This is a genomic window from Dongia soli, from assembly GCF_034044715.1.
Taxonomy (GTDB): Bacteria; Pseudomonadota; Alphaproteobacteria; order Dongiales; family Dongiaceae; genus Dongia_B; species Dongia_B soli.
Genome location: NZ_JAXCLW010000005.1, coordinates 189191 through 209475 on the forward strand (window position 1 = coordinate 189191; position 20285 = coordinate 209475).

Here is a 20285-nt window from a genome sequence, read left to right on the forward strand (position 1 = left end):
GCGATGGTCGGCCACATCGCCATCACGGAGTTCGCGCCAAGTGGACAACAGACAAGGTTGTCACCCTCGGGCTTGACCCGAGGGTCCATGGCTGAGGCCGGGCGCCTTTACGGAGAGTTCGGCTGCGGCGTTGCCGGCACCGGGCCCCTCAGCTCGCGCATGAGGGCGGCGAGGCCTGGATCGGCGGGGGCGATGCGGGCCAGCCGTTCTGCATAGCCGAGTGCAGCGGCATTGTCGCCGGCATCGCGGCTGAAGCCGATCAGCGCCACTAGCATGTCTGGATCGTCCGGTCGGCGGGGCAGGGCTTCCTTGAGCACCGCCAAGGCGTCGTCGACGCGGCCGGCCGTGTGCAGGGCGATGGCATAGACATAGGCATAACGCGGCCGGTCGGGCTCCAGCGCCGAGGCCTGAGCCAATTCGCTCAACGCCTCGTCGAGCCGTTTCAATCTCACCAGCGTCAGTCCGAGTGCGTGATGCAGGCCGCCATCCTGCGGTGCGAGGGCGGCGGCATTCCGCAAAACAATTTCGCCGTCTTTGTCGCGACCGAGCTCGCGATAAAGATCGGCAAGATTGATGGCGGCGGCGGTATATTGCGGGCTAAGGCGTAAGGCCGCCCGGAACTCGATCTCGGCTGCGACCGGATCGCCGCGACTGGCGAAGAAGCTGCCAAGGGCGGTGCGCGCCTCGGGCCGGTCGGCATTGAGGCGCTGCGCGGCGATGAATTCCGCCGCCGCCTGCTCGAAAGCCGTGTGATCGGATGGCGGCAGGTTGGGAGCGGGGGTGGCGGCAAGCAAGGCGACGGTGCGGATGCGCACCCCGCGGCTGGGATCGGCAAGAAGCGGCGAGGCGAGTTGCCAAAGCTGGGCCGGCGATCCAATCCGGCTGCGGAGCGCGCCATCGAGCATGTCGAGCGCGCCGATCCGCACCACCGGATCGGGATCGGCCAGGGCGTTGCGCGCAAGCTCGATTGTTACCGGCGACACATAATCGGCCAGTTCGGCGAGTGCGCTTGCACGGGCGATGGCGGGGGCTTTGCCATTGGCGGCGACGGCAGCCAGCAGCGTGGCGGCATCGGGCTGACCCGACCAGGCCGCCTGGAAAGCCGGCGCGTAAGTCTGGAAGCCTTTGCGCTGCGGCCCATGCCACGCCTCGATCGCCGCCGCCGCCCAGGCCGGCGGTTTGTCGGTGTGGCAATCGTTGCAGGCATTGGGCGTGCCGAGCGCCGCCGAGAGATCCGGACGGGGAATGCGGAAACTGTGATCGTGCCGGCGGTCGACCACCATATAGGTGCGCGCCGGCATATGGCAGGAGGCGCAGGCTAAAGGCGGGTTGGCCGCCGCATGGCGGTGATGCTGGACGGCAGCGTATTTGTCGGCCGCATGGCAGCGCAGGCAGGTACCATCACCAGAAGCGCGCAGCTGAGCGCTATGCGGGTCATGGCAATCGCTGCAGGTGACGCCGGCGGCAAACATGCGGCTCTGCTTGAACGATCCGTAATTATAAACCTCGCCAAGCATCTGCCCGTCGGCATGATAAAGATCGCGGCCGATTGGCGTGACCGAATGCGTGTCGGAAAGCCATTGTCCCGGGATCCAGTCTTCCGAGATCTGGCCGCGCCGCGCATGACAAAGGCCGCAGGTCTCAACCTCCTTGCGCAAAGCTGCGGGGGCGGCGCTGCGATGCGGCGCACCGGTTGACGCATCGAGAGTCCAGGAGACGCCGGCGCGCTCGTCAAACTGGACGATGAGGCCTTTCGTCGGATCATCCTGTTGCCCGAATAATTGTCTAAGCGGCCGCCAGCTTTGTCCGGCTTCGGCCCAGCGGACATGTTCCGAGCCCCGGCCATGGCAAGCCTCGCAACCGACGCTGATTTCCGACCAGGTCGTGGCGAAGCGATCGCGCGCCGCATCGTAATTCTTGCTTATGCCGGTCGAATGGCATTCGGCGCACATGAAGTTCCAGTTCTGGTTCAGCTTGGTCCAGTGGAGGATATCGTCATGGCGAATTGCTTCCTGGGGATAGAGATGGAACCAGCGCTGCCCGCCTGTCTCTTTCGGCCGGCTGTCCCAGGCGAGCGACAATGCCTGGATCCGGCCATCGGGAAACGCGACCAGATATTGTTGCAGCGGATCGATGCCGAACGTGTATTTGATTTCGAAGGTGGCGAGCTTGCCATCCGGCCCATCGGTCTCGACGAGAAATTTCCCGTTCTTGCGGAAGAAGCGCGACCGTACACCGAAATACTCGACCTGCGCATTGGCGAAATCGCCCAGTACCGTTTTGTCGCTGGCATGGCTCATGGCGTGATGATGCTGCGATCCACGCCACAACTCGGCCTCGGTCCGATGACAGGTGGCGCAGGAATCGCTGCCGACGAAGCTGGCGGCCGCGAGGGACTTGCTTGCGGTCTCGCCGGTAGCGGGGTTGCGCGCGGCATCGCTTAAATATTGAAAGGTGAGTCCGGCGGCGATGGCCAAGGCGAGCACACCGAAAGCAGGAATCCAGTAGAGCCATTTCGCGAGCCGGCGCCTGGCCACAGCGCGCCATGTGCCATCACCGGATCGCAAGCTCTGCTTGCCGGCGGTATCCTTCTGACTGCGGCTTTTTGCGGGAAGCTTCCGTCCCTTGCGCGTCAATGACCTCTCCCGTCAGTGACTTCTCGCATCCCTTTACCGCTTCTCGAAGGGATAGATGATCTTCCAGTCATGTTTCATGTCGAGGATGGTCCAGCCTTTCACCCTCGCTTCATCGAGCGCCTTGTCCAAGCGGCCGATCGATGAATTCCGGTCATAGGCCCATTCGCGAACCGCATCGGTATGATGCACGATGAGCGCCAGGCGAACGCCTTGCCCGGCCGTGGTCCATTGCAGCATTTCGAGGTCGCCGTCGGAATTGCCGAAAGCGGCGATCGGGCGGCGGCCGATATATTGTTGGATGCCGACCGGCTTGCCGCTTTTGTCGTCGATGAAGTTGATCTCCGGCAACCGCCTGAGCGTCGGGATGGCGTCGCGCATTTCGAAGACCGTCTTGACGCTGCTGCCGATTACCTGTTCCGGCGGAATGCCGAAGACACGCTCCGTCCAGGGCCGCATGAACTCGATGCCGCCGCCGGAGACGATGAAGGTCTTGAAGCCGCTCGCTCGCAGATAGGCCAGCAATTCCAGCATCGGCTGATAGACCATTTCAGTGTAGAGATGCCCGGTCTTCGGATTTTTGGCCTTGGCGATCCAGCCGCGCACGATCCGGTCGAAATCCTCGGTGGTCATGCCGGTATGCGTCGTCACGACGATCTGTTCTATCGCCGGTTCGCCGCCCGCCAGCGCAGCCTTCACGTCACCTCTCAGCAACGAGGCGAAGGGTTCCTGGCTCTTCCATTCGGGATGCTGCGGCGCCAGCTGCTTGACGCGATCGAGCGCGAAGAAAAGCTGCACATAAAGCGGCTGTTCGACCCATAATGTGCCGTCATTATCGAAAGCGGCGATGCGCTGGTCCGCCGGCACAAAATCCGGCGAGCCCGCGGCGGTGACGCGCGCGACGAAAGTGAGAATGGCTTTCTTGGCCCCCGTGTCGTTCCAGGACGGCAACGGATCTTCCACGGCTTGCGCCAAGGTCGGGAGCAGGATCACAAAGCCGAGCATGACAGCCAAACAACAAGCTTGCCGGAAGGCGACAAAGGCCGTCATCAAACGAATTTTCATCATCGCCATTCTCTGTGCGAAGGTCATGCAGAAGGTGCCGCTCGTCATCGAGCAGCCATGCAGCCGGCATCTCCAGCCTCAGCCCCCTGAGCCAAGGCTGAAGGTGAGTTTGTCGATCTTGCCGGTAAAACCGAACGGCGCCTGATAATCCTTATCCTCGACCGAGCTGCGCGTATCGATGCCAACATCGAATGTTTCATCGATCGTCATCATGAACGGAATGGTATGCGGGATCGTCTGGCTGGCGACCTCCTTGCCATCGACTTTCAGCACGCCATGGCCGCCTTTGCCATAGCCCGGTCCATCAGATTTGAAATCGAAGGCGATGGTATGTTTGCCGGGCGACAGCGCTTCCTTGCCTTCCCAGCGAAACCGTTCGAGGTTCAGGAGGTTATAGAGGAAGACCGGCTTTTCGTTCAGCACGTACAGGCCATAGCCGCCGAAACGGCCGCCCAGTGTGACGAGCATGCCATCCGCACCTTCCGCCGGAATCTGGATCTCCGCCGTGATAATGTAGGATCTGTTGAGGATGTCGGGCGCGCTGCTGGGCGGCAGGCCGGACATCGTGTCCGAATAGCTGAAATCCGCCCGTCCGGCGGTTGCGCTGGGCCTTGGCGCGGTGAGGCGCTGGGCGACCGAATTATCCAGTGGGAACACGTTGTATTTCGCGGCTTCCACCAGGAAAAGCTGCTGCATTTGCCGCAGCTTGTCCGGGTCCTTGGTCGCCAGATCGTTGTTTTCGGAATAGTCCTCGGCGAGGTTGTAGAGTTCCCACTTATAACCATCGACGACATCCGGCATTTTCGTCAGGCCCATCAGCCAGGGTGGGCTCGGCGGGGTCGTGGCGGCGATCCAGCCGTCATGATAGATCGCGCGGTTGCCGAACATCTCGAAATATTGGGTCATGCGCTTGGACGGGGCATCCGCTCTCGCCTTGTCCCAGGTATAGGCCATGCTGATGCCTTCGATCGGCTTCTGCGCAATGCCGTTGACCATCACCGGCGCCGGGACGCCCACGGCCTCGAGGATGGTCGGCACGATGTCGATGATGTGGTGAAACTGGCTGCGGATCCCGCCGGCATCCTTGATGCGGTCCGGCCAGGCAATCGCCATACCCTGCCGCGTCCCACCGAAATGCGATGCTACCTGCTTGGTCCATTTGAACGGCGTATCGAAGGCCCAGGACCAGGCGACCGACATATGCGGTGTGGTTCGGTCGGAACCCCAGGCATCGTAGAATTTCAGTTGATCGGCGACGGGTATATCGATGCCTTGAATGGCCGCAAGGTCGAATGTCGTGCCCAAAGTGGACCCCTCGGCGCTGGTGCCGTTATCGCCCTCGATATAGATGATGAGGGTGTTGTCGAGCTTGCCCAGGTCTTGCACCTCCTGGATGACCCGGCCGATTTCGTGATCGGTATAGGCGACATAAGCCGCATAGACCTCTGCCTGGCGGGTGAAGAGCTTCTTCTCGTCGGCGCTGAGCGTGTCCCACTTCGGCAGGTCGTCGGGCCAGGGGGTAAGCTGCGTGTTCTGCGGTACCACGCCAAGCCGCTTCTGGTTGGCCAGGATCTGCTCGCGCATCTCGTTCCAGCCCATATCGAATTTGCCTTTGAACTTCTCGATCCATTCGGGTGTCGGCTGATGCGGCGCGTGGGTGCCACCCGGCGCGAAATAGAGGAAGAAGGGCTTGTCGGGCGCTGCCGCGCTCACCTGCTTCAAATATCTGATGGCTTCATCCGCCAGATCGGTGGTGAGGTTGTAGCCGGGCTTGCCTATCCAGGGGAAAATCTGGGTCGTGTTCTGGAAGAGGTAGGGCGTCCATTGATTGGTCTCGCCGCCCATGAAGCCGTAGAAATAGTCGAAGCCCATGCCGGAGGGCCATTGGTCAAAGGGACCTGCCTGGCTGTATTGGAAGCTGGGCGTGTTATGCTCTTTGCCGAACCATGAGGTGAGATAGCCGTTACCCTTGAGAATGGCGCCGATGGTTGCATTGTCCAGGCCGATGATCGAGTCATAGCCCGGATAGCCGGTGGATTGTTCGGTAATCACACCGAAGCCCGTGGAGTGATGGTTGCGGCCGGTGATCAGCGCTGCCCGGCTGGGCGAGCACAAGGCGGTTGAGTGGAACTGCGTATAGCGCAGGCCCATCTCGGCGATCCGGTCCAGCGCGGGTGTTGGAATGACGCCGCCGAACGTGCCCGAAACGCCATAGCCGGCGTCGTCGGTCATGACCAGGAGCATATTGGGCGCGCCTTTCGGCGGAACGATCGAAGGTGGCCAATAGGGCTTCGACCGGTCGGCGCTGGGATTGATGTCGCCACCGAATTGCGATGGCGGTGCAGGCAGATATTTTCCGTCAATGGTGGTGGTCGCGTTGGGCGATCCCGGCGTGCCGGTGATCTGCTGGGCCATCGATGGAACGGTTCGCAGCAAGCAGGCAGTGAACGCCGCCACAACGATGATCGTCAAGCTGCCAGCTCTCATAACATCCTCCGTGTCAAAACGACAGCGGCGCTACTGTCCCTCGTGGCGCTTCATCATCTCCTCGACCTTGGCCTTGACGGCATCCAGGTTGAAGGAAGCGGGGGCTTGCATCGGGGGATAGTCGATCGCTGTCTTCGCCAGCTCCGCCACTGCTTCCTGTACACGGACGAAACGCCAGAATTCACGGGCATAGAAATCGTTCAGGTATCCGCCGCCCGAGTTGTTCAGGCTCTCTCCCCGGATGGACGGGGTCCGCTCGAAGGGATCCTGGCGCAGATTGACAACGGTGGGCATATCCGTCGTCACTTTCTCACCCGGCCAGCCAAAGGGCTGCTGATAGAATTGGAACTTGAGATCGTCGATGCGGATGGCGCCGAGCTCCGGCCCGCCGAAATAGAAGAGTTCGTGCCGTGCGGACGGTCCCTTGCCCAAGAGCAGGTCCATCTGGTTATAGCCGTCGAGATGGTTCTTGTAGGTTCGCTCGCCAAGGCTCACACCTTTCAAGAGCTGGTCCTTGATTTCCGTATTGCCGGCGGCAGCGGCCAGTGTCGGGAACCAGTCGAGTCCGGACACGATGCCGTTTTCGACGCTGCCCGGCTTAATCTTGCCCGGCCAGCGGATGATCGCCGGCACGCGGAAGCCGCCCTCGAAAACGGTTCCCTTGGTGCCCCGGAACGGCGTCATGCCGCCATCCGGCCAGGTGAAGACTTCGGCCCCGTTATCGGTGGTGAAGATGATGATGGTGTTATTGGCCTCGCCGATATCGTCGAGATGCTTCAGCAAGGCGCCGACGCTGTCGTCGAGCTGCGCCATGCCGGCTTCCTCAAGCCCGTAATTGCTCGTGGGATTCATCATCGCCTGGTATTTGGGCGAGATATAGGTGAAGACATGCATGCGGGTCGTGTTATGCCAGACGAAGAACGGCTTGCCGTCTTGCTTCGCCTTATCCATGAAGGCCGTGCTGGCCTGGACCAGGACCTCGTCGAAGGTTTCCATGTTGTATTTGGCTGTGCGGCCTTCCTGCCAGTGCTGGCGACCGGCCATGTTGGGAAATGGCGCCAACGGTCCTTCATCGACAATCCGCTGCTTGCCGATCTTGCCCCAGCGCGGCTGGACGGTCGCGTCATCCGTGTCGGTCGCATAAGAGTGAATCAGATCGCGAGGGCCATATTTGTCGACCCAATCCTGCGGATAGTCGAACCAGTACGGATCCGACATGGCGTCGAGATGGTAGAGATAGCCGAAGAATTCATCAAAGCCGTGGACCGTCGGCAGATACTTGTTGAGATCGCCCAGGTGATTCTTGCCGAATTGCCCCGTTGCATAGCCGAGCGACTTCATTACTGTGGCAAGCGTTGCCGCCTGATCCGGGAGACCGACATCGGCGCCGGCTTGGCCCACCGTCGTCAGGCCGGTGCGCAGGGGCAGCTCGCCGGTGATGAAATTGGCCCGGCCCGCAGTGCAGCTCGCTTCTGCGTAATAATCGGTGAAGCGCATCCCCTCGGCAGCCAGCCGATCGAGATTCGGGGTCTTGCCCGACATGATGCCCTGGTTATAGGCGCCTATATTGAACCAGCCGACATCGTCGCCCATGATCACCAGGATATTGGGCTTGTCGGCCGCCATGGCGCGTGAGGGGATCGACAGGGTCACGGCGATGGAAAGTGCCGCGGCACTGATGAAAAAGGTTTTTAAGCGCATAAGCATCGGAGTTTCCCCTTCCGCCAATTGCTGTTGATCTGCTTGCTTTCCTGATATCCGGGCCGGCGAAGATTTGTGCGGCTTGCGCAGATTCCGGCAGGTTGCCGCTGGCAAATCCGCCGATCTCAAAGGTGATACAAATCAAATGGTGTTGTGCAGTAAGGCCCGGTCTGCGGTCGTGAAGGTCTTGTTCACCTGCGGGATCTCATACGCGGAGATCAAGCATGGATCTAAATTGCGGAAACAGGCCTAGGCCTTGCGTTCCGGTGCGCGAGGCACCAGACCACATCCGCAGTCAATCCGGAGATAGTCCCCGAAGGCGATACTTCTTGAAGCGCGGGACGATAGCATCTGTCGGCGAGCGAAACATCCTTCAAACGGATGAGATGATCGACGTTGCCTGCATCATCGGCGGGAACAGCATTAACCTGGATGAGAATATGAGCCGCTATTGCGTTCCGATGCCGCGGCAGGTGAATTGTCAGCAAGCCGCGTTGTCACCAAGCCGTGTCGCGGCGAGGCCGCATTGACCGGCACCTGCATCAGGCATAGGCTGGTGCGACATCATCGGATGAGCGACGGCGCATCACCAAACCGTCTTCATCCCATGCGAGATTGCCGGCGGAGATCACGCTGCGATCTCACCGTGCGCGGCGGAACAGGCTTCCAGCGGGGGATATGATGCGCGAAGTGGCGGCCAAATCGTTTAGACCTGTCTGGTAAAAGCTGCATATCGTCTTGCGGCGTGGAGCAATCTGGCCTCGGCGGCCAGCAGAACGGCATGTGGACCCACTGCGATATAGGCGCGGCGGGAAGTGCGTCGACGGAATGCCCATAAATCCCATCACCGGCCAGGATATGCCTCGTGAGACGACAAAGGTTACGTGGCCATGGAGGTTTTGTTCGTCGCTGTCGTGTCATCGGCAGCACGGCATCGTTGCTCTGTGTCCTGATCGATCCCGTCATGGCGGCCGATCCGGTCGGCAGCAAGACGGCGCCGACATCTTCCCCCTGGCACTTTCTCATAGCTCCCTATGCCTGGGCCTATGGCATTTATGGGACCGTTGGTTTCGGCCGGCAATCGGCGGATGTCCATGCCAGCTTCCTCGACATCCTGGAACATTCCGACAGCCTCGTCGCCCTGCAGGGGCATGTGGAGATCCAATATGACCGGTTTGGCATCTTCCTCGATGGCAGTTATGCCGATATGGATGCCTCATTCCATGGCGAGCATTTTACCTCGGATGTGCAGCAGCAACTGGTCTTTCTGGAGACGGGCGCCTTCTATCGGGTGATCGAAGATGCGCCGCTCTGGCATCCATCGCCGGAGATCGGCGGCGGTGCGATCTCCGTCGATGCCTTGGCCGGGGCGCGCTATACCTATCTCAATGCGAATACCGACAATGCGCTGAAAGTATTCGATCAGACTTTCCGGCGCGATTACGATTCGACCGAGGATTGGTGGGATCCTTTCATTGGCGGGCGCTTGCTGCTGGGGCTGACGAAACGCTTTGATTTCAGCCTGCGCGGCGATGTCGGCGGCTTCAATGTCGGCTCGGACTTCACCTGGAACACCCAGGCAATGCTTGGCTATCACTTTTCCATGTGGAATGCGGTGGGTGAAGTCTGGGCCGGCTATCGCGCGATGGGGCAGGATTACGATAACGGCTCCGGTCGCAAGGAGTTCAAATGGGATGTGATCCTGCACGGCCCGATCCTCGGCATGACGGTCCGCTGGTAAGCCTGCATGAAAATGCGTGCGTTCAGATAGCGTGAGTCATCGGCGGCGGCTGGCCGACCGGTCTTTCATCCAGGGAGGTGTATCGTGACGACATTGACATCGCATGGCATTCATCCGCGGCCGGTCCTTCGATCGTTGGCGGTCATCGCTGCGATCTGTGCGATCGCTGCTTGCAGCCGGACCACACAGATGAGCGATGTGAAGCCCGCGGGCGGCTTCCTGCCGCAGCCGGTGCTGCTCCAGCCGGGGAAAAGCGGCGAGGCGTCCTTGGTCTATCTCAATCCCCAGATGTCGTCAGGCGGCTATGACAAGGTCATTCTTGATCCCGTGACGATCTGGGTCGGTCAGGACTCGCGCCTGAACGATCTGCCGGCCGATGTGCAGCAATCGCTGGCGGATACGTTCAACGGGCATATCTACGAGGCGCTGTCGAACGAATGCCAGATGACGACGGAACCCGGCCCCAATACCATCCGCGTCCGCGTGGCTCTGACCGATGCGGTGCAATCGGATCCCGGGCTCAACACCATCTCCACCTATATTCCGCAAGCCCATGTGGTCTCGACCCTGGCCGCCTTTGCCTTCAATGACGGGGCCGGTGTCTTTGCCGGCTCTGCTTCAGCCGAAGGCTATGCAACCGATTCGAAGACCGGCGTGCTGCTTTGGCAAGCGGTCGATCAGCGCGCGGGGCAGAATGCCCTGGGCACCAATACGTTCAATAGCTGGGAAGATGTCGACAATGCCTTCGTCGCCTGGTCGAAGCAGTTCGCGGAACGGCTGAGGAAGCTCGGCATCTGCCAGAAACAGGCCTGACCGCAGTTTGCGCGATCACCGGCGGTCGGTTCCACTCGCCGATTGCCGGAACGCTCTCGCCCAGCGGTGCCGCTCATCGCAGCGCGTCAACTGCCACGCTCGCTTGTCACCTTCGGGCTTGAAGCCGGGCGCGGTGCCGGTGATGTCGATGGCTTGGTAACTGCCCCCTTCATCAGTCGCCAAGATGGACCCTCGGATCAAGTGCGAGGGTGACGACCTTTTGTTTGCCGTTCGCGCGATGCAAGCTCGTGGTAGCGCTTACAAAAGTGCAGTGGTGCCGCTCATCGCAGAGCGTCAAACGCCGCGCTCGCTTGTCACCCTCGGGCTTGACCCGAGGGTCCATGGGCGAAGCCGGGCGCGGTGCGAGCTCACCTTGCGTAGCTCTCCGTCACATCGAGGCCGAGACAGAGGATCTCGGTTGTCTCGGCGCCGGCATCGACCGCGGTGGCGGTCCAGCGAATGCGGCGGGGCCGGTTGTCTGCGCCGCGCCAGGTGGTGAAGCCCTCGGCGGCGGGCTGGCGGCCGCTGGCCACGTCATGCAACGCGGCTTGCAAGGCGGCGCGCTCGCCGCCGGGGATCAGCAATTCGTAGATGCTGCGGCTGCGCGCCACCCTGCGGTCGAGACCGGTCAGTCTCGCCGCAGCGGGGTTGAGATCGAGCAGCCGGCCGCCGGCATCGAGGCGCAGCAGCAGGGCATCGCTGCGCTCGAACAAGGCGGTCGCGGCCGAATGCTGGGCGCGATGCCGTTCGAGCTTCTCGGTCAAGGTGTCATTCGCCTCGCGCAGCAGGCTGGTGCCGGCAGCGACATGGGCGGCGATCTCTTCCTGGGTCAGGCGCGCCATGGCCTCGGTCCGGCGCTGGCGCGCGACGACGAGACAGGTGACGGCAAGGCACAGCACGAAAGCCAGGAAATACGGCATCGAGGCCGCGGAGACGACAAAGGTGTGAAGGGGAAGGGTGAAGAAGTAATCGACCACCAGCATGGAGATCACTGTGGCGATCCAGGCCGGGACCGGGCCGCCGAACCAGGCGGTGACGATGACCGCGACGAAGAAGGGGAAAAGAAAGGTATCGCCGTTCCACCAGCGCATGCCAAAGGACAAGGCGGTGGCGATGGCGGTGGAGATCACGGCTATCACATAACCATATATCCCCGCCCAGTTATCGACGCCGGCTTGACCCTCCGTCCGGTCGGCGTATGGCTGATCGGATGGCGAATGGGCGAAGGATTGGCTTGCTGTTGACGGACCGGATGAGGCGGGACTGTCGGGTAGCGGAGTTTCCGGCGGCAATTGCATGACCTCCCCTTTGAGCAGATGCGCGATTGTCACGCCTGCTTGCCCCTGATGCAAGTGGCATGCAATCAGCCCGTTTTATCTGCGCACAGGAACCTGCGCAGAGGAAGGTGATGGCACTTCGTCCCATAGGCGGCGTCGCATAAATGCGCGCTGGCACCCGCTGCCCGTCTCCTAATACCTCACGCAGCAAGCTGTGCTGCAAGCCTGGCTATGGACGATTACGCCTTCGGCAAGGCCGCAATCAGCTCTGCCGTTGTCAGGATGGCATGGGCGAAGGTCGGGCCATTGATATCGTGGGCGGCATGCATCCCTTCCGGATGCAAGGCGGCGGTGGCGTCGCGCACCAGCGTCACATGATAGCCGAGCTCCTGGGCGTAACGTGCGGTCGCCTCGATGCAGGTATTGGCGAGCAGGCCGACGATGATCACATGGGTGATCCCTCGCTGCTTCAGGCGCATATCGAGATCGGTATTGGCGAAGCCGCTCGATCCCCAATGCTCCTGGGCCACGATGTCGCCGGGCTTCGGCACGAAATCGGGATGCCACTCGCCGCCCCATTCGCCGCGGGCGAAATGGTGCATCTGCATGATCTTGCGCTGCGAGGGGCTGGGATGATCCCAGTGCTCATAATCGCCCGGCTCCCAGCGGCGATGCGGCACGAACGCCACCTGGATGCCGGCGGCACGGATGGCGCGGTTCAGGGCGCGCAGGTTGTCGAGCAGCCCGACCTTCTCGGCAAGCTCCTTCAACATCGGGAAGACCCGGCCGCCCTCCGACAGAAAGTCGTTATAGGGATCGACCAGCAACAGGGCGGTGCGGTCGCGGGAATAGCTGGTCTCGGCCATCTCTCGTCTCCTCGTTGGAAGCCATCGGCTAAGTCCAGCCGCGCGTTGCACGCTTCAGCTATCGTTCAAGCTGGCTTCACCGACCTTCGTTGAATTCATCGCTGCCAATCTCCGGTCGATATCATCTTCTTCAACCCCATCGAAAACGCCTTCTCGAAACTCAAGGCGCTCCTGCGAGCAAAGGCCGAGCGTTCCGTCGACGCCTTGTGGAGCACTGTCGGAGAAATTGTCAACCTCTTCGAGCCTTACGAATGCGCCAACTACTTCGCGGCTGCAGGATATGACCCCGATTAAAATACGGACGTGTTCTTAGATTGCCGCGTTCCTGCAAACCGTGAGAACGAAGAATTCGCGGTAGCAGAAATCAGGCTGATCAAGCAGACTCTCAGGATTTGCTGCCAGTTCCTTCCAATAATACTGATCGCTTTCAGGGAGGTCGTAATCCGGCGCTGCAGTCGTGAAATAGGAGATTAAGTCGCGTACATAATTGCGCGTGTGCTCGCCAGTAGGGGCCCACCGTTCGACAAGCCAGCCTTTGCGCCAGACGATCTCCATCCCTGCGTCTCGCAAAAGTCTGGGAAGCGAAGAGCCACAATCGGTTCCAAGCACTCCCTTGTCGCGGAACGTCTGCAATCGCGCCGTCATGAAGCGGGCAAATACCCCGCGATCCATAGGCAGTATCTGCAGAAGCGTCGAATCGAAGTCCTTTACGGCGAGGATGCCGCCGGCCTTCAATACGCGTTTTACTTCATCCGTGGCCTGCTGAAATTCCGCCGGCGTGAGATACTGCATAACATTGGCAGACCATACGCAATCGAAGGAAGCATGTTTGAAAGGAAGCGACAGAATGCTGCCAACGCGGGTGCGCACCTTCGGCCGATCCGGGACATCCTTAATCAAGCTCTCGGCGCGTTGAATATTCTCAGGCGCAAGATCAAGAGCTGTCACGGACCCGTTGGAGCCAGTCAGCTCACAGATGAGCGGAAGGAAGCTTCCGCCCCCGCATCCCGCATCGAGCACGTCCCAGCCATGTTGCATTCCAACTCGGGTAAGTGCGTCTTCGTATTCCGGCCGCGATGACTCGAAATGAAGATCGAGCCAGCTTGCGTCACTCGCTTCATGGCCGGTTGATGTTGAATTTTTGCTGGTACTGATGTTCCCCTCCGCGAATCGCCGGTAGTACCTGACCTCGATAGCTGGCTCAGGTAAACAGACGCGACGTCTGATGGCAACTAATCCGTTATCGCCGCGAGACGCCTGCCGGAGGCATAACGACCATGACCCTGATTAAAACGGACGTGCTCTAGGCGATACTGGCACGTGCGAACCTCTGGCGGAATTTGAGGATCCCACAGAAGGCGCCGACCCTCTCCCCAGAAGGGAGAGGGAAGTGAGGGGCCAATCTTTAGGCGTTCACGCCGCCATCCACGGCGAGTTCGGCGCCGGTGATGTGGCGGCCGTCTTCGCTGGCAAGGAAAGCGACGCTCGCGGCGATGTCATCGGCTGTGCCGTAATGGCCGAGGGCGATGCGTTGGCGCTGCCCTTCCGCGTGGTCACCGGCGGCCGGATTCATATCGGTATCCGTCGGGCCGGGATGCACGACATTGACTGTCGTGCCGGTGGCGCCGAGATCCCGCGCCAGGCCTTTCGTCAGGCCGACCAAAGCGGATTTCGTCATGGCATAAATGGCCATGCCGGGGGCCGGGACCTGCGATGCCAGGCAACTGCCGATATTGATGATGCGGCTGCCGGGGCCGAAATGCAGGATCGCGGCGCGGCTCGCCAGGACCACGGCCGTGACATTGACGGCGAGATTGCGCTCGATATCCGCGAGCGACAGTTCCTCGATCTTACCGGTTTCGAAAATGCCGGCATTGTTGACCAGGATGTCGAGCCCGCCGAGCTTCGCCACCGTTGCCGCCACCGCGGCCTCGCCGGAACGGCTGTCGGCGCTGTCGGCGGCGATCGCCACGGCCTTGCGGCCTGTCGCGCGGATCTCCGCCGCCACCTTCTCCGCGGCTTCGGCCGAGCGCTGGTAGGTGATAGCGACATCCGCGCCTTCCGCCGCCAGCCGGCGCGCGATCGCAGCGCCGATCCCCCGGCTGCCGCCGGTCACCAGAGCACGTTTTCCGTTGAGTTTTCCCATAGCAGACTCCTTATGTATCGATCACTAAATAATTGCTAATGGAGGATTGCGGTCGACGTCAAGAGGAATTATTTATTGATCGCTAAAGAGAGGTGCGAAATGCGAACCGGACGGCCGCGCGGCTTCGATCGGGATCAGGCTCTGCAAATTGCCATGGAGATGTTCTGGCAACGCGGTTTTGCCGCCACCTCCATTGCCGATCTATGCGCTGCTTTGGGGATTGCGCCGCCCAGCCTCTATGCCTGCTTTGGCAGCAAGGAGGATCTCTATGAGGCCTGCATCTCCCACTACATGAACAATATGGGACCGCGCGTCTGGGGCGGGTTCCAAAAGGCGGCGACGGCGCGCGATGCCGTCGAAGCCTTTCTCCAGGATTCCGCCGAAGAGCTACCGGGAATGAACAAGCCGGCCGGCTGCATGGTCACCTTGGCCTATGCCGGCGGCGAGGGAAGCGAGCGGCTCAACCAGGTCGTCGAAGATGCCAGGCGCGAGAGCTTTCTGCTGGTGGAGCGGCGGATCAAAAAAGCGATCGCCCAGGGCGAGATCGGCAAGAAGGCAGATCCGGCGGCGATTGCCCGTTACGTTCTCAGTGTCCAGCAAGGCATGTCGATCCAGGCCCGCGACGGCGCCACCGCCGAGGAGCTGCGCGAGGTCGCCAGCGCCGCGATGAAGGCCTGGCCCGCGCTCACCGGCGAAGGTCGATGACGACCTTGTCGTTGCCGTCTCTGCAAAGTCATTGATGGCGCTGTTGCCAGTCATCACGGGCATTCGTGACACCCAGCCTGCGCGGCGGTCTCGGCCGGTGGATCGAACCACAGCCTCGACATCGGCTATGACGGGCAGGCGGCGAAGGACAGCTACAATCACAGCTTCAATGCCGATCTGGTTTGGAAGTTTTCAGGTGCTGACATTCATCTTGCCGGCATCACCTAGCCATGGATGACAAGCTGGTTTGTGGTGGGCGCTGCGCGGGATCGTTCGCCGATGCGTGCTGGCGGTGTTCCTGGCCATCGCAGGCTGCCTAATGACATCCCCGCTTGTCACCCGTGGCTTGATCCAAAGGGCCCTGGGCAGGAACGCGCGCTGCTTTGGATCCGGCTTCTCGATGTCGATCGAACTCGATCTTCGCGCCTCGTCTTCATCCCCTGTGGCGAAGGAGACACGACGTAAAACAAACACGTGGCTCGTCATACGCGCAAGACGGTCAGGCGATGGTAAGGCGGACATGACTGTTGTTAAGTGCCGATGCTTGTTCTGGAGTCACTGCGCGTGACGCGCATCACATCTCTTTACCGAATGCACTGCTGCTGACGCGGCCTTATCGGACAATCATCTTGTTGGCTGTGATTTAAAGCCGCATACCGGAATATTCACCCTGAAATTGTCACCCATACAAAAATTCAATGTTGAAGGGTGCAATGACGACGATCCGGCGCTAATCTACGGCGCAGTTGGGGACTGCGGTCAGTGGGAGCGTCGCGACGATGTCGGACTTTATTTCCCCTCACCCGCGGCTGGTCGCAATCCTGGCTGCCGACGTTGTCGGTTACAGTCGACTGATGGAAGTCGACGAAGTGGGCACGCTGAATGCTTTGAAGTCGCGGCGGCGGGAGATCGTCGAACCCTTGGTCGCGCGTCATCAAGGACGCATTTTCAAGGTTACCGGCGATGCGGTGCTGATCGAGTTCTCCAGCCCCGTCAATGCGGTGAAATGCGCCATCGAATTGCAGGCCGGCATGGCCTGCGCCAACAAGGCGGTGGCAGAGGACCGGCATGTCAATCTGCGCGTCGGCATCAATCTCGGCGATGTGTTGATCGAGGGGCGCGATCTCTATGGCGACAGCGTCAATGTGGCGGCACGGCTGGAAAGCATCGCGGCGCCCGGCGGCATCATGATTTCCGGCTCGACCTATGATCACATCGCCAACAAGGTCGGTATCGGCTTCGAGGATCTCGGCGTCCGGCAGTTGAAGAACATCGCCCGGCCGGTCAGGGTCTATCGCGCCACCGGGACGCCCAGCGTCATGAATACACCCGGCATCAGCCTGCGTGCTAGCACGGCCGATCTCCTGGCGACCGAGAAGCCGACGGTCGCCGTGCTGCCTTTCGTCAATATGAGCGGAAATCCCGATCCGGATTTCTTCTGCGACGGCATGACGGAGAATATCATCACCGGCCTGTCGCGCTTCCGCGATCTCTTCGTCATCGCCAGCAATTCGACCTTCGCCTATAAAGGCTGCGCCGTGAATGTCCAGGAGGTGAGCCGCGATCTCGGCGCGCGCTACATCCTGGAAGGCAGCGTGCAGCGGCACACCGAGACCCTGCGCGTCAATGTACGGCTGATCGACGGCCTTACCGGGAGACATCTCTGGGCCGAGCGTTATGACCGCCATATCGACTGCATCTTCGCGGTCCAGGACGAGGTGACGGCGCTGATCGTCGGCACACTCGCCAGCACCCATGGCGGCCGGCTGAACAAGGCCTGGCGGCACGGAGAAGCTGCAGCCCTGAGAAACGGTGCGGCGAACGGGCACGCCCATCCTGCTGCGCGCGATGACGAAAAGGGTGGTGGCGGCACCAAGAATCTGCCGGCGCTCAGCTACTTCCTGCGTGGCATGGAATTGCTGCATAGCTTCAACAAGGAGAACAACCAGCGGGCGCGCGAATTGTTCGAAATCTCGGCGCAGCTCGATCCCAGCTATGCCAAGCCGGTGTCGAAGATCGCCTGGTGCCATATGGTGGATGCCAATTTCGGCTGGGTCGAGGATGCGGCGGCCGCGCTGGAGAAGGGGCTGGAATTCGCCAGCGCCGCCATCGCCATCGATGATGACGAGGCCTGGGGCCATCACGCGCTGGCCGGCTATTACATGTTCAAACGGCGCTACGGCCCGGCCGTCGCCGAATATGAGAAAGCGGTGGCGCGCAATCCCAACGATGCCGATACGCTGACCGATTATGCCTGGTGCCTGGATTACGCCGGCCGGCCGAAAGCGGCGCTGGAGCTCGCGCATAAGGCCATGCGCCTCAATCCCTATTGTCCCGAATGGTATGTGGCACAGTTGGGGCAGATCTATTTCGATGCGCGGCAATATGAGGATGCCGTCACCAGCCTGTCCGGGTTGCGCGATCTCGATACCGTGCCGATCCACCTGATCCTGGCGGCGAGCCATGCGGCGCTGGACAATGATGCGGCGCGGCAGGCCATCGCCCATGTCCTGGAACTCGACCTCGCCCATTTCCGCAACAAGCTGCGCAAGGCGGGTCTGGGAGTAGCACGGCATTGAGCAACATGTCCGGCCTCTCCCATGGACCCTCGGATCAAGTCCGAGGGTGACAATCTTGCTTGTGATTGGCGCCGTGTGACAGGCGACGTTACGGAATGTTCTGCAATTCGTCGATCCAGGCAGTGGCGGAGATATCGCTGGGTGCGCGCCAATCGCTGCGGGGCGAGAGCGAGCCGCCCGAACCGATCTTCGGGCCGTTCGGCATCGCCGAGCGCTTGAACTGGCTGGTGGAGATGAAGCGGCGGAGGAAGAATTCCAGCCAGTGCTTGATCGCGGCGAGATCATGGGTCGGTTCCTGCTGCACAGAATCCCCGCCGGCATCCTGGTTCGGCACTGCCCAGGCTTGCTGCGCCAGAAAGGCGATCTTGCTGGGCGCGAAGCCGAAGCGGCTCAGATGATAGAGAAAGAAATCGTGCAGCTCATAGGGGCCGATCTCCGCCTCGGCGTTCTGCGCCTTACCGCGTTGCGAGGGGATGAGCTCGGGCGAGGAAGGGGCGGTCAGGATCGCGTCCAGCACGAAGAGGACGGGCGTCGCGAAGATCTTCTCATCGACGGCCCAGCGCACGAGAGGCCGCATCAAGGTCTTGGGGACGGAGGCATTCACATTGTAGTGGGACATGTGATCGCCCACACCGTAGGTCGTGTAGCCCAGCGCCAGTTCCGAGAGATTGCTGGTCCCGACCACCAGGCCCTGATGAAAATTGGCGAGGCGGAAGAGATAGGCGGCGCGTTCTCCCGCCTGGACGTTTTCGAAGGTGGTGTCATAGACAGCGTCGCCTTCACCCGCCGGATGGTGGATATTGACCAACATGTCGCTTGCCGCCTGGGTGATGTCGATTTCATGCGCACCGACTTCGAGATATTGCATCAAGCGCCAGGCAATGCTTCTTGTCCGTTTGCTGGTGGCGAGGGAGGGCAGGGTGTAAGCGAGGATATCCTGCCGCGGATAGCCGAGCCGGTCGAAGGCGACCGTGGTGACGAGCAAGGCCTGGGTTGAATCGATGCCACCCGATATGCCCAGCAGCGCCTTCTTGATGCCGGTTCCTTCCAGCCGCCGCATGAGACCCTGAACCTGGATCTCGAAGACCTCGCGGCAGCGGGCGGCGCGCTCCTCGACGCCGGCCGGTACATAGGGATAACGGGAAATGGCGCGTTGCAGGGTCCAGGAATTCTTGGCCGGGGTGAAGGGCACGGCAACGCGCCGCATCGGCCGCTGTTCCAGCTGTGCGCAATCATGAAAGCTGGTGAGGCGGAGGCGTTCCTGGCAAAGCTTGGCAAGATCGAGATCGGCGGAGATCCAATGCGAGCCGGTCGCGAAGCGGACGCTTTCCGCCAAGAGCTCGCCATTCTCATAGATCGTCATATGGCCGTCCCAGCAGAGATCGGTGGTCGACTCGCCATAGCCCGCGCCGGCATAGAGATAACCGGCCACACAGCGTCCGGATTGCGAGGCGCAGAGCAGCCGGCGGTAATCCGCTTTGCCGGTGGTCACATTGCTGGCGGAAAGATTGGCAAGCACCGTGGCGCCGCTCAGGGCGGCGCGGCTGCTGGGCGGGACCGGCACCCAGAGATCTTCGCAAATCTCCACATGCATCGCGAAGCCGGGGCAGGCCGGCACCTCGAAAATGAGATCGCGGCCAAAAGGGATATCGGTTCCCGACAATCGGGCCGTCGTCGAAACGGCATGTTCGGCGGAACAGAAGTAGCGCTTCTCGTAGAATTCGCGATAGCTCGGCAGATAGGTCTTGGGCACGATGCCGAAGATTTCGCCGCGATAGATGACGACCGCGCAATTGAACAGACGTTGATCGATCCGCAGCGGCGCGCCGATCACCAGGATCGGCGCCAATTCCTTGCTGGCATCGACGACCGAAAGGAGCGCCGTTTCGACCGAGGTGAGAAGGGCATCCTGGTGAAAGAGATCATCGATCGAATAACCGGAAAGACTGAGCTCGGGAAAAACGATGAGGCCCACTTGCTGCTCGCTGGCCTGGCGGCTCAGCGTCACGATCTCATTGGCATTCAAGTCGGGCTGGCCGGGCCAAACCAGCGATGTCGCCGCGGCGACGCGGAAGAAGCCATGAGTGTAGATGGAGTGAAACGACTCTGCACGACGTGACGTGCTCATGCGAACCCCCGCAATGACCTGAACCGTCGATACCGTCCAGATCGTAACCTTGAATATTCCTCAAATGAAGCGAGAGAAGCCTGTCCGGCAGCTGGCGTGCTGCGCTTCGCTCTGTTGCGGCGATCGAGATACCTTCTAAGACTG

The 20285-nt window shown here is 61.1% G+C and carries 14 protein-coding genes and 1 pseudogene; 5 read left to right on the forward strand and 10 right to left on the reverse strand.

What is annotated here, in order from left to right:
* Positions 1-107: 107 nt before the first annotated feature.
* From SMD27_RS17620 to SMD27_RS17635, 4 genes are all read right to left on the reverse strand, one after another.
* Entirely contained in the window at positions 108-2636 is a 2529-nt protein-coding gene (locus SMD27_RS17620) for a tetratricopeptide repeat protein (RefSeq protein WP_320509740.1), read from the reverse strand.
* Positions 2637-2669: 33 nt separating this feature from the next.
* Positions 2670-3701: an HAD family hydrolase gene (locus SMD27_RS17625; RefSeq protein ID WP_320509741.1), complete on the reverse strand. Its 1032-nt coding sequence runs from the start codon at positions 3699-3701 to the stop codon at positions 2670-2672.
* A 75-nt stretch (positions 3702-3776) separates the two neighbouring features.
* On the reverse strand, positions 3777-6185 hold the full coding sequence (locus tag SMD27_RS17630; RefSeq protein WP_320509742.1) for an arylsulfatase: 2409 nt from the start codon (positions 6183-6185) through the stop codon (positions 3777-3779).
* Between the two features lie 30 nt (positions 6186-6215).
* Complete coding sequence (locus SMD27_RS17635; RefSeq protein WP_320509743.1) at positions 6216-7892, reverse strand: arylsulfatase; 1677 nt, start codon at positions 7890-7892, stop codon at positions 6216-6218.
* Positions 7893-8751: 859 nt separating this feature from the next.
* On the opposite strand from SMD27_RS17635, the gene SMD27_RS17640 reads away from it, so the two are divergent.
* Both SMD27_RS17640 and SMD27_RS17645 read left to right on the forward strand, forming a co-directional pair.
* Positions 8752-9627: a hypothetical protein gene (locus SMD27_RS17640; RefSeq protein ID WP_320509744.1), complete on the forward strand. Its 876-nt coding sequence runs from the start codon at positions 8752-8754 to the stop codon at positions 9625-9627.
* Between the two features lie 84 nt (positions 9628-9711).
* Complete coding sequence (locus tag SMD27_RS17645; RefSeq protein WP_320509745.1) at positions 9712-10440, forward strand: DUF3313 domain-containing protein; 729 nt, start codon at positions 9712-9714, stop codon at positions 10438-10440.
* A gap of 15 nt (positions 10441-10455) precedes the next feature.
* On the opposite strand, the gene SMD27_RS17650 is transcribed toward SMD27_RS17645, so the two are convergent.
* The 3 genes from SMD27_RS17650 to SMD27_RS17660 form a co-directional block, all read right to left on the reverse strand.
* Positions 10456-10623 (reverse strand): hypothetical protein, encoded by a 168-nt coding sequence (locus SMD27_RS17650; protein ID WP_320509746.1) that lies wholly within the window; start codon positions 10621-10623, stop codon positions 10456-10458.
* Between the two features lie 185 nt (positions 10624-10808).
* Positions 10809-11771, reverse strand: coding sequence for a DUF4118 domain-containing protein (locus tag SMD27_RS17655; RefSeq protein ID WP_320509747.1), 963 nt, complete (start codon positions 11769-11771; stop codon positions 10809-10811).
* Positions 11772-11956: 185 nt separating this feature from the next.
* Positions 11957-12583 (reverse strand): isochorismatase family cysteine hydrolase, encoded by a 627-nt coding sequence (locus tag SMD27_RS17660; protein ID WP_320509748.1) that lies wholly within the window; start codon positions 12581-12583, stop codon positions 11957-11959.
* Positions 12584-12712: 129 nt separating this feature from the next.
* On the opposite strand from SMD27_RS17660, the pseudogene SMD27_RS17665 reads away from it, so the two are divergent.
* A pseudogene (locus tag SMD27_RS17665) lies at positions 12713-12877 on the forward strand (IS630 family transposase); the annotation flags it as partial.
* Between the two features lie 15 nt (positions 12878-12892).
* Here the strand turns inward: SMD27_RS17665 and SMD27_RS17670 are convergent.
* Together SMD27_RS17670 and SMD27_RS17675 are read right to left on the reverse strand one after the other, a co-directional pair.
* Positions 12893-13810, reverse strand: a complete 918-nt coding sequence (locus tag SMD27_RS17670) for a class I SAM-dependent methyltransferase (RefSeq protein WP_320509798.1) — start codon at positions 13808-13810, stop codon at positions 12893-12895.
* 178 nt (positions 13811-13988) lie between these two features.
* A complete protein-coding gene (locus SMD27_RS17675) occupies positions 13989-14729 on the reverse strand; it encodes an SDR family NAD(P)-dependent oxidoreductase (RefSeq protein ID WP_320509749.1) in 741 nt (246 codons plus the stop codon).
* 99 nt (positions 14730-14828) lie between these two features.
* On the opposite strand from SMD27_RS17675, the gene SMD27_RS17680 reads away from it, so the two are divergent.
* Both SMD27_RS17680 and SMD27_RS17685 read left to right on the forward strand, forming a co-directional pair.
* Entirely contained in the window at positions 14829-15434 is a 606-nt protein-coding gene (locus SMD27_RS17680; protein ID WP_320509750.1) for a TetR/AcrR family transcriptional regulator, read from the forward strand.
* A gap of 779 nt (positions 15435-16213) precedes the next feature.
* A complete protein-coding gene (locus SMD27_RS17685; protein WP_320509751.1) occupies positions 16214-18013 on the forward strand; it encodes an adenylate/guanylate cyclase domain-containing protein in 1800 nt (599 codons plus the stop codon).
* Positions 18014-18101: 88 nt separating this feature from the next.
* Here the strand turns inward: SMD27_RS17685 and SMD27_RS17690 are convergent, their stop codons facing one another.
* On the reverse strand, positions 18102-20141 hold the full coding sequence (locus SMD27_RS17690; protein ID WP_320509752.1) for an NAD(+) synthase: 2040 nt from the start codon (positions 20139-20141) through the stop codon (positions 18102-18104).
* Positions 20142-20285 lie beyond the last annotated feature (144 nt).

Bases quoted from the DNA above. Each gene is read 5' to 3' on its own strand.
- SMD27_RS17625 (WP_320509741.1), bottom strand. From the start codon at position 3,701: ATGATGAAAATTCGTTTGATGACGGCCTTTGTCGCCTTCCGGCAAGCT.
- SMD27_RS17685 (WP_320509751.1), top strand. From the start codon at position 16,214: ATGTCGGACTTTATTTCCCCTCACCCGCGGCTGGTCGCAATCCTGGCT.
- SMD27_RS17635 (WP_320509743.1), bottom strand. From the start codon at position 7,892: ATGCTTATGCGCTTAAAAACCTTTTTCATCAGTGCCGCGGCACTTTCC.
- SMD27_RS17660 (WP_320509748.1), bottom strand. From the start codon at position 12,583: ATGGCCGAGACCAGCTATTCCCGCGACCGCACCGCCCTGTTGCTGGTC.
- SMD27_RS17675 (WP_320509749.1), bottom strand. From the start codon at position 14,729: ATGGGAAAACTCAACGGAAAACGTGCTCTGGTGACCGGCGGCAGCCGG.
- SMD27_RS17630 (WP_320509742.1), bottom strand. From the start codon at position 6,185: ATGAGAGCTGGCAGCTTGACGATCATCGTTGTGGCGGCGTTCACTGCC.
- SMD27_RS17690 (WP_320509752.1), bottom strand. From the start codon at position 20,141: ATGAGCACGTCACGTCGTGCAGAGTCGTTTCACTCCATCTACACTCAT.
- SMD27_RS17680 (WP_320509750.1), top strand. From the start codon at position 14,829: ATGCGAACCGGACGGCCGCGCGGCTTCGATCGGGATCAGGCTCTGCAA.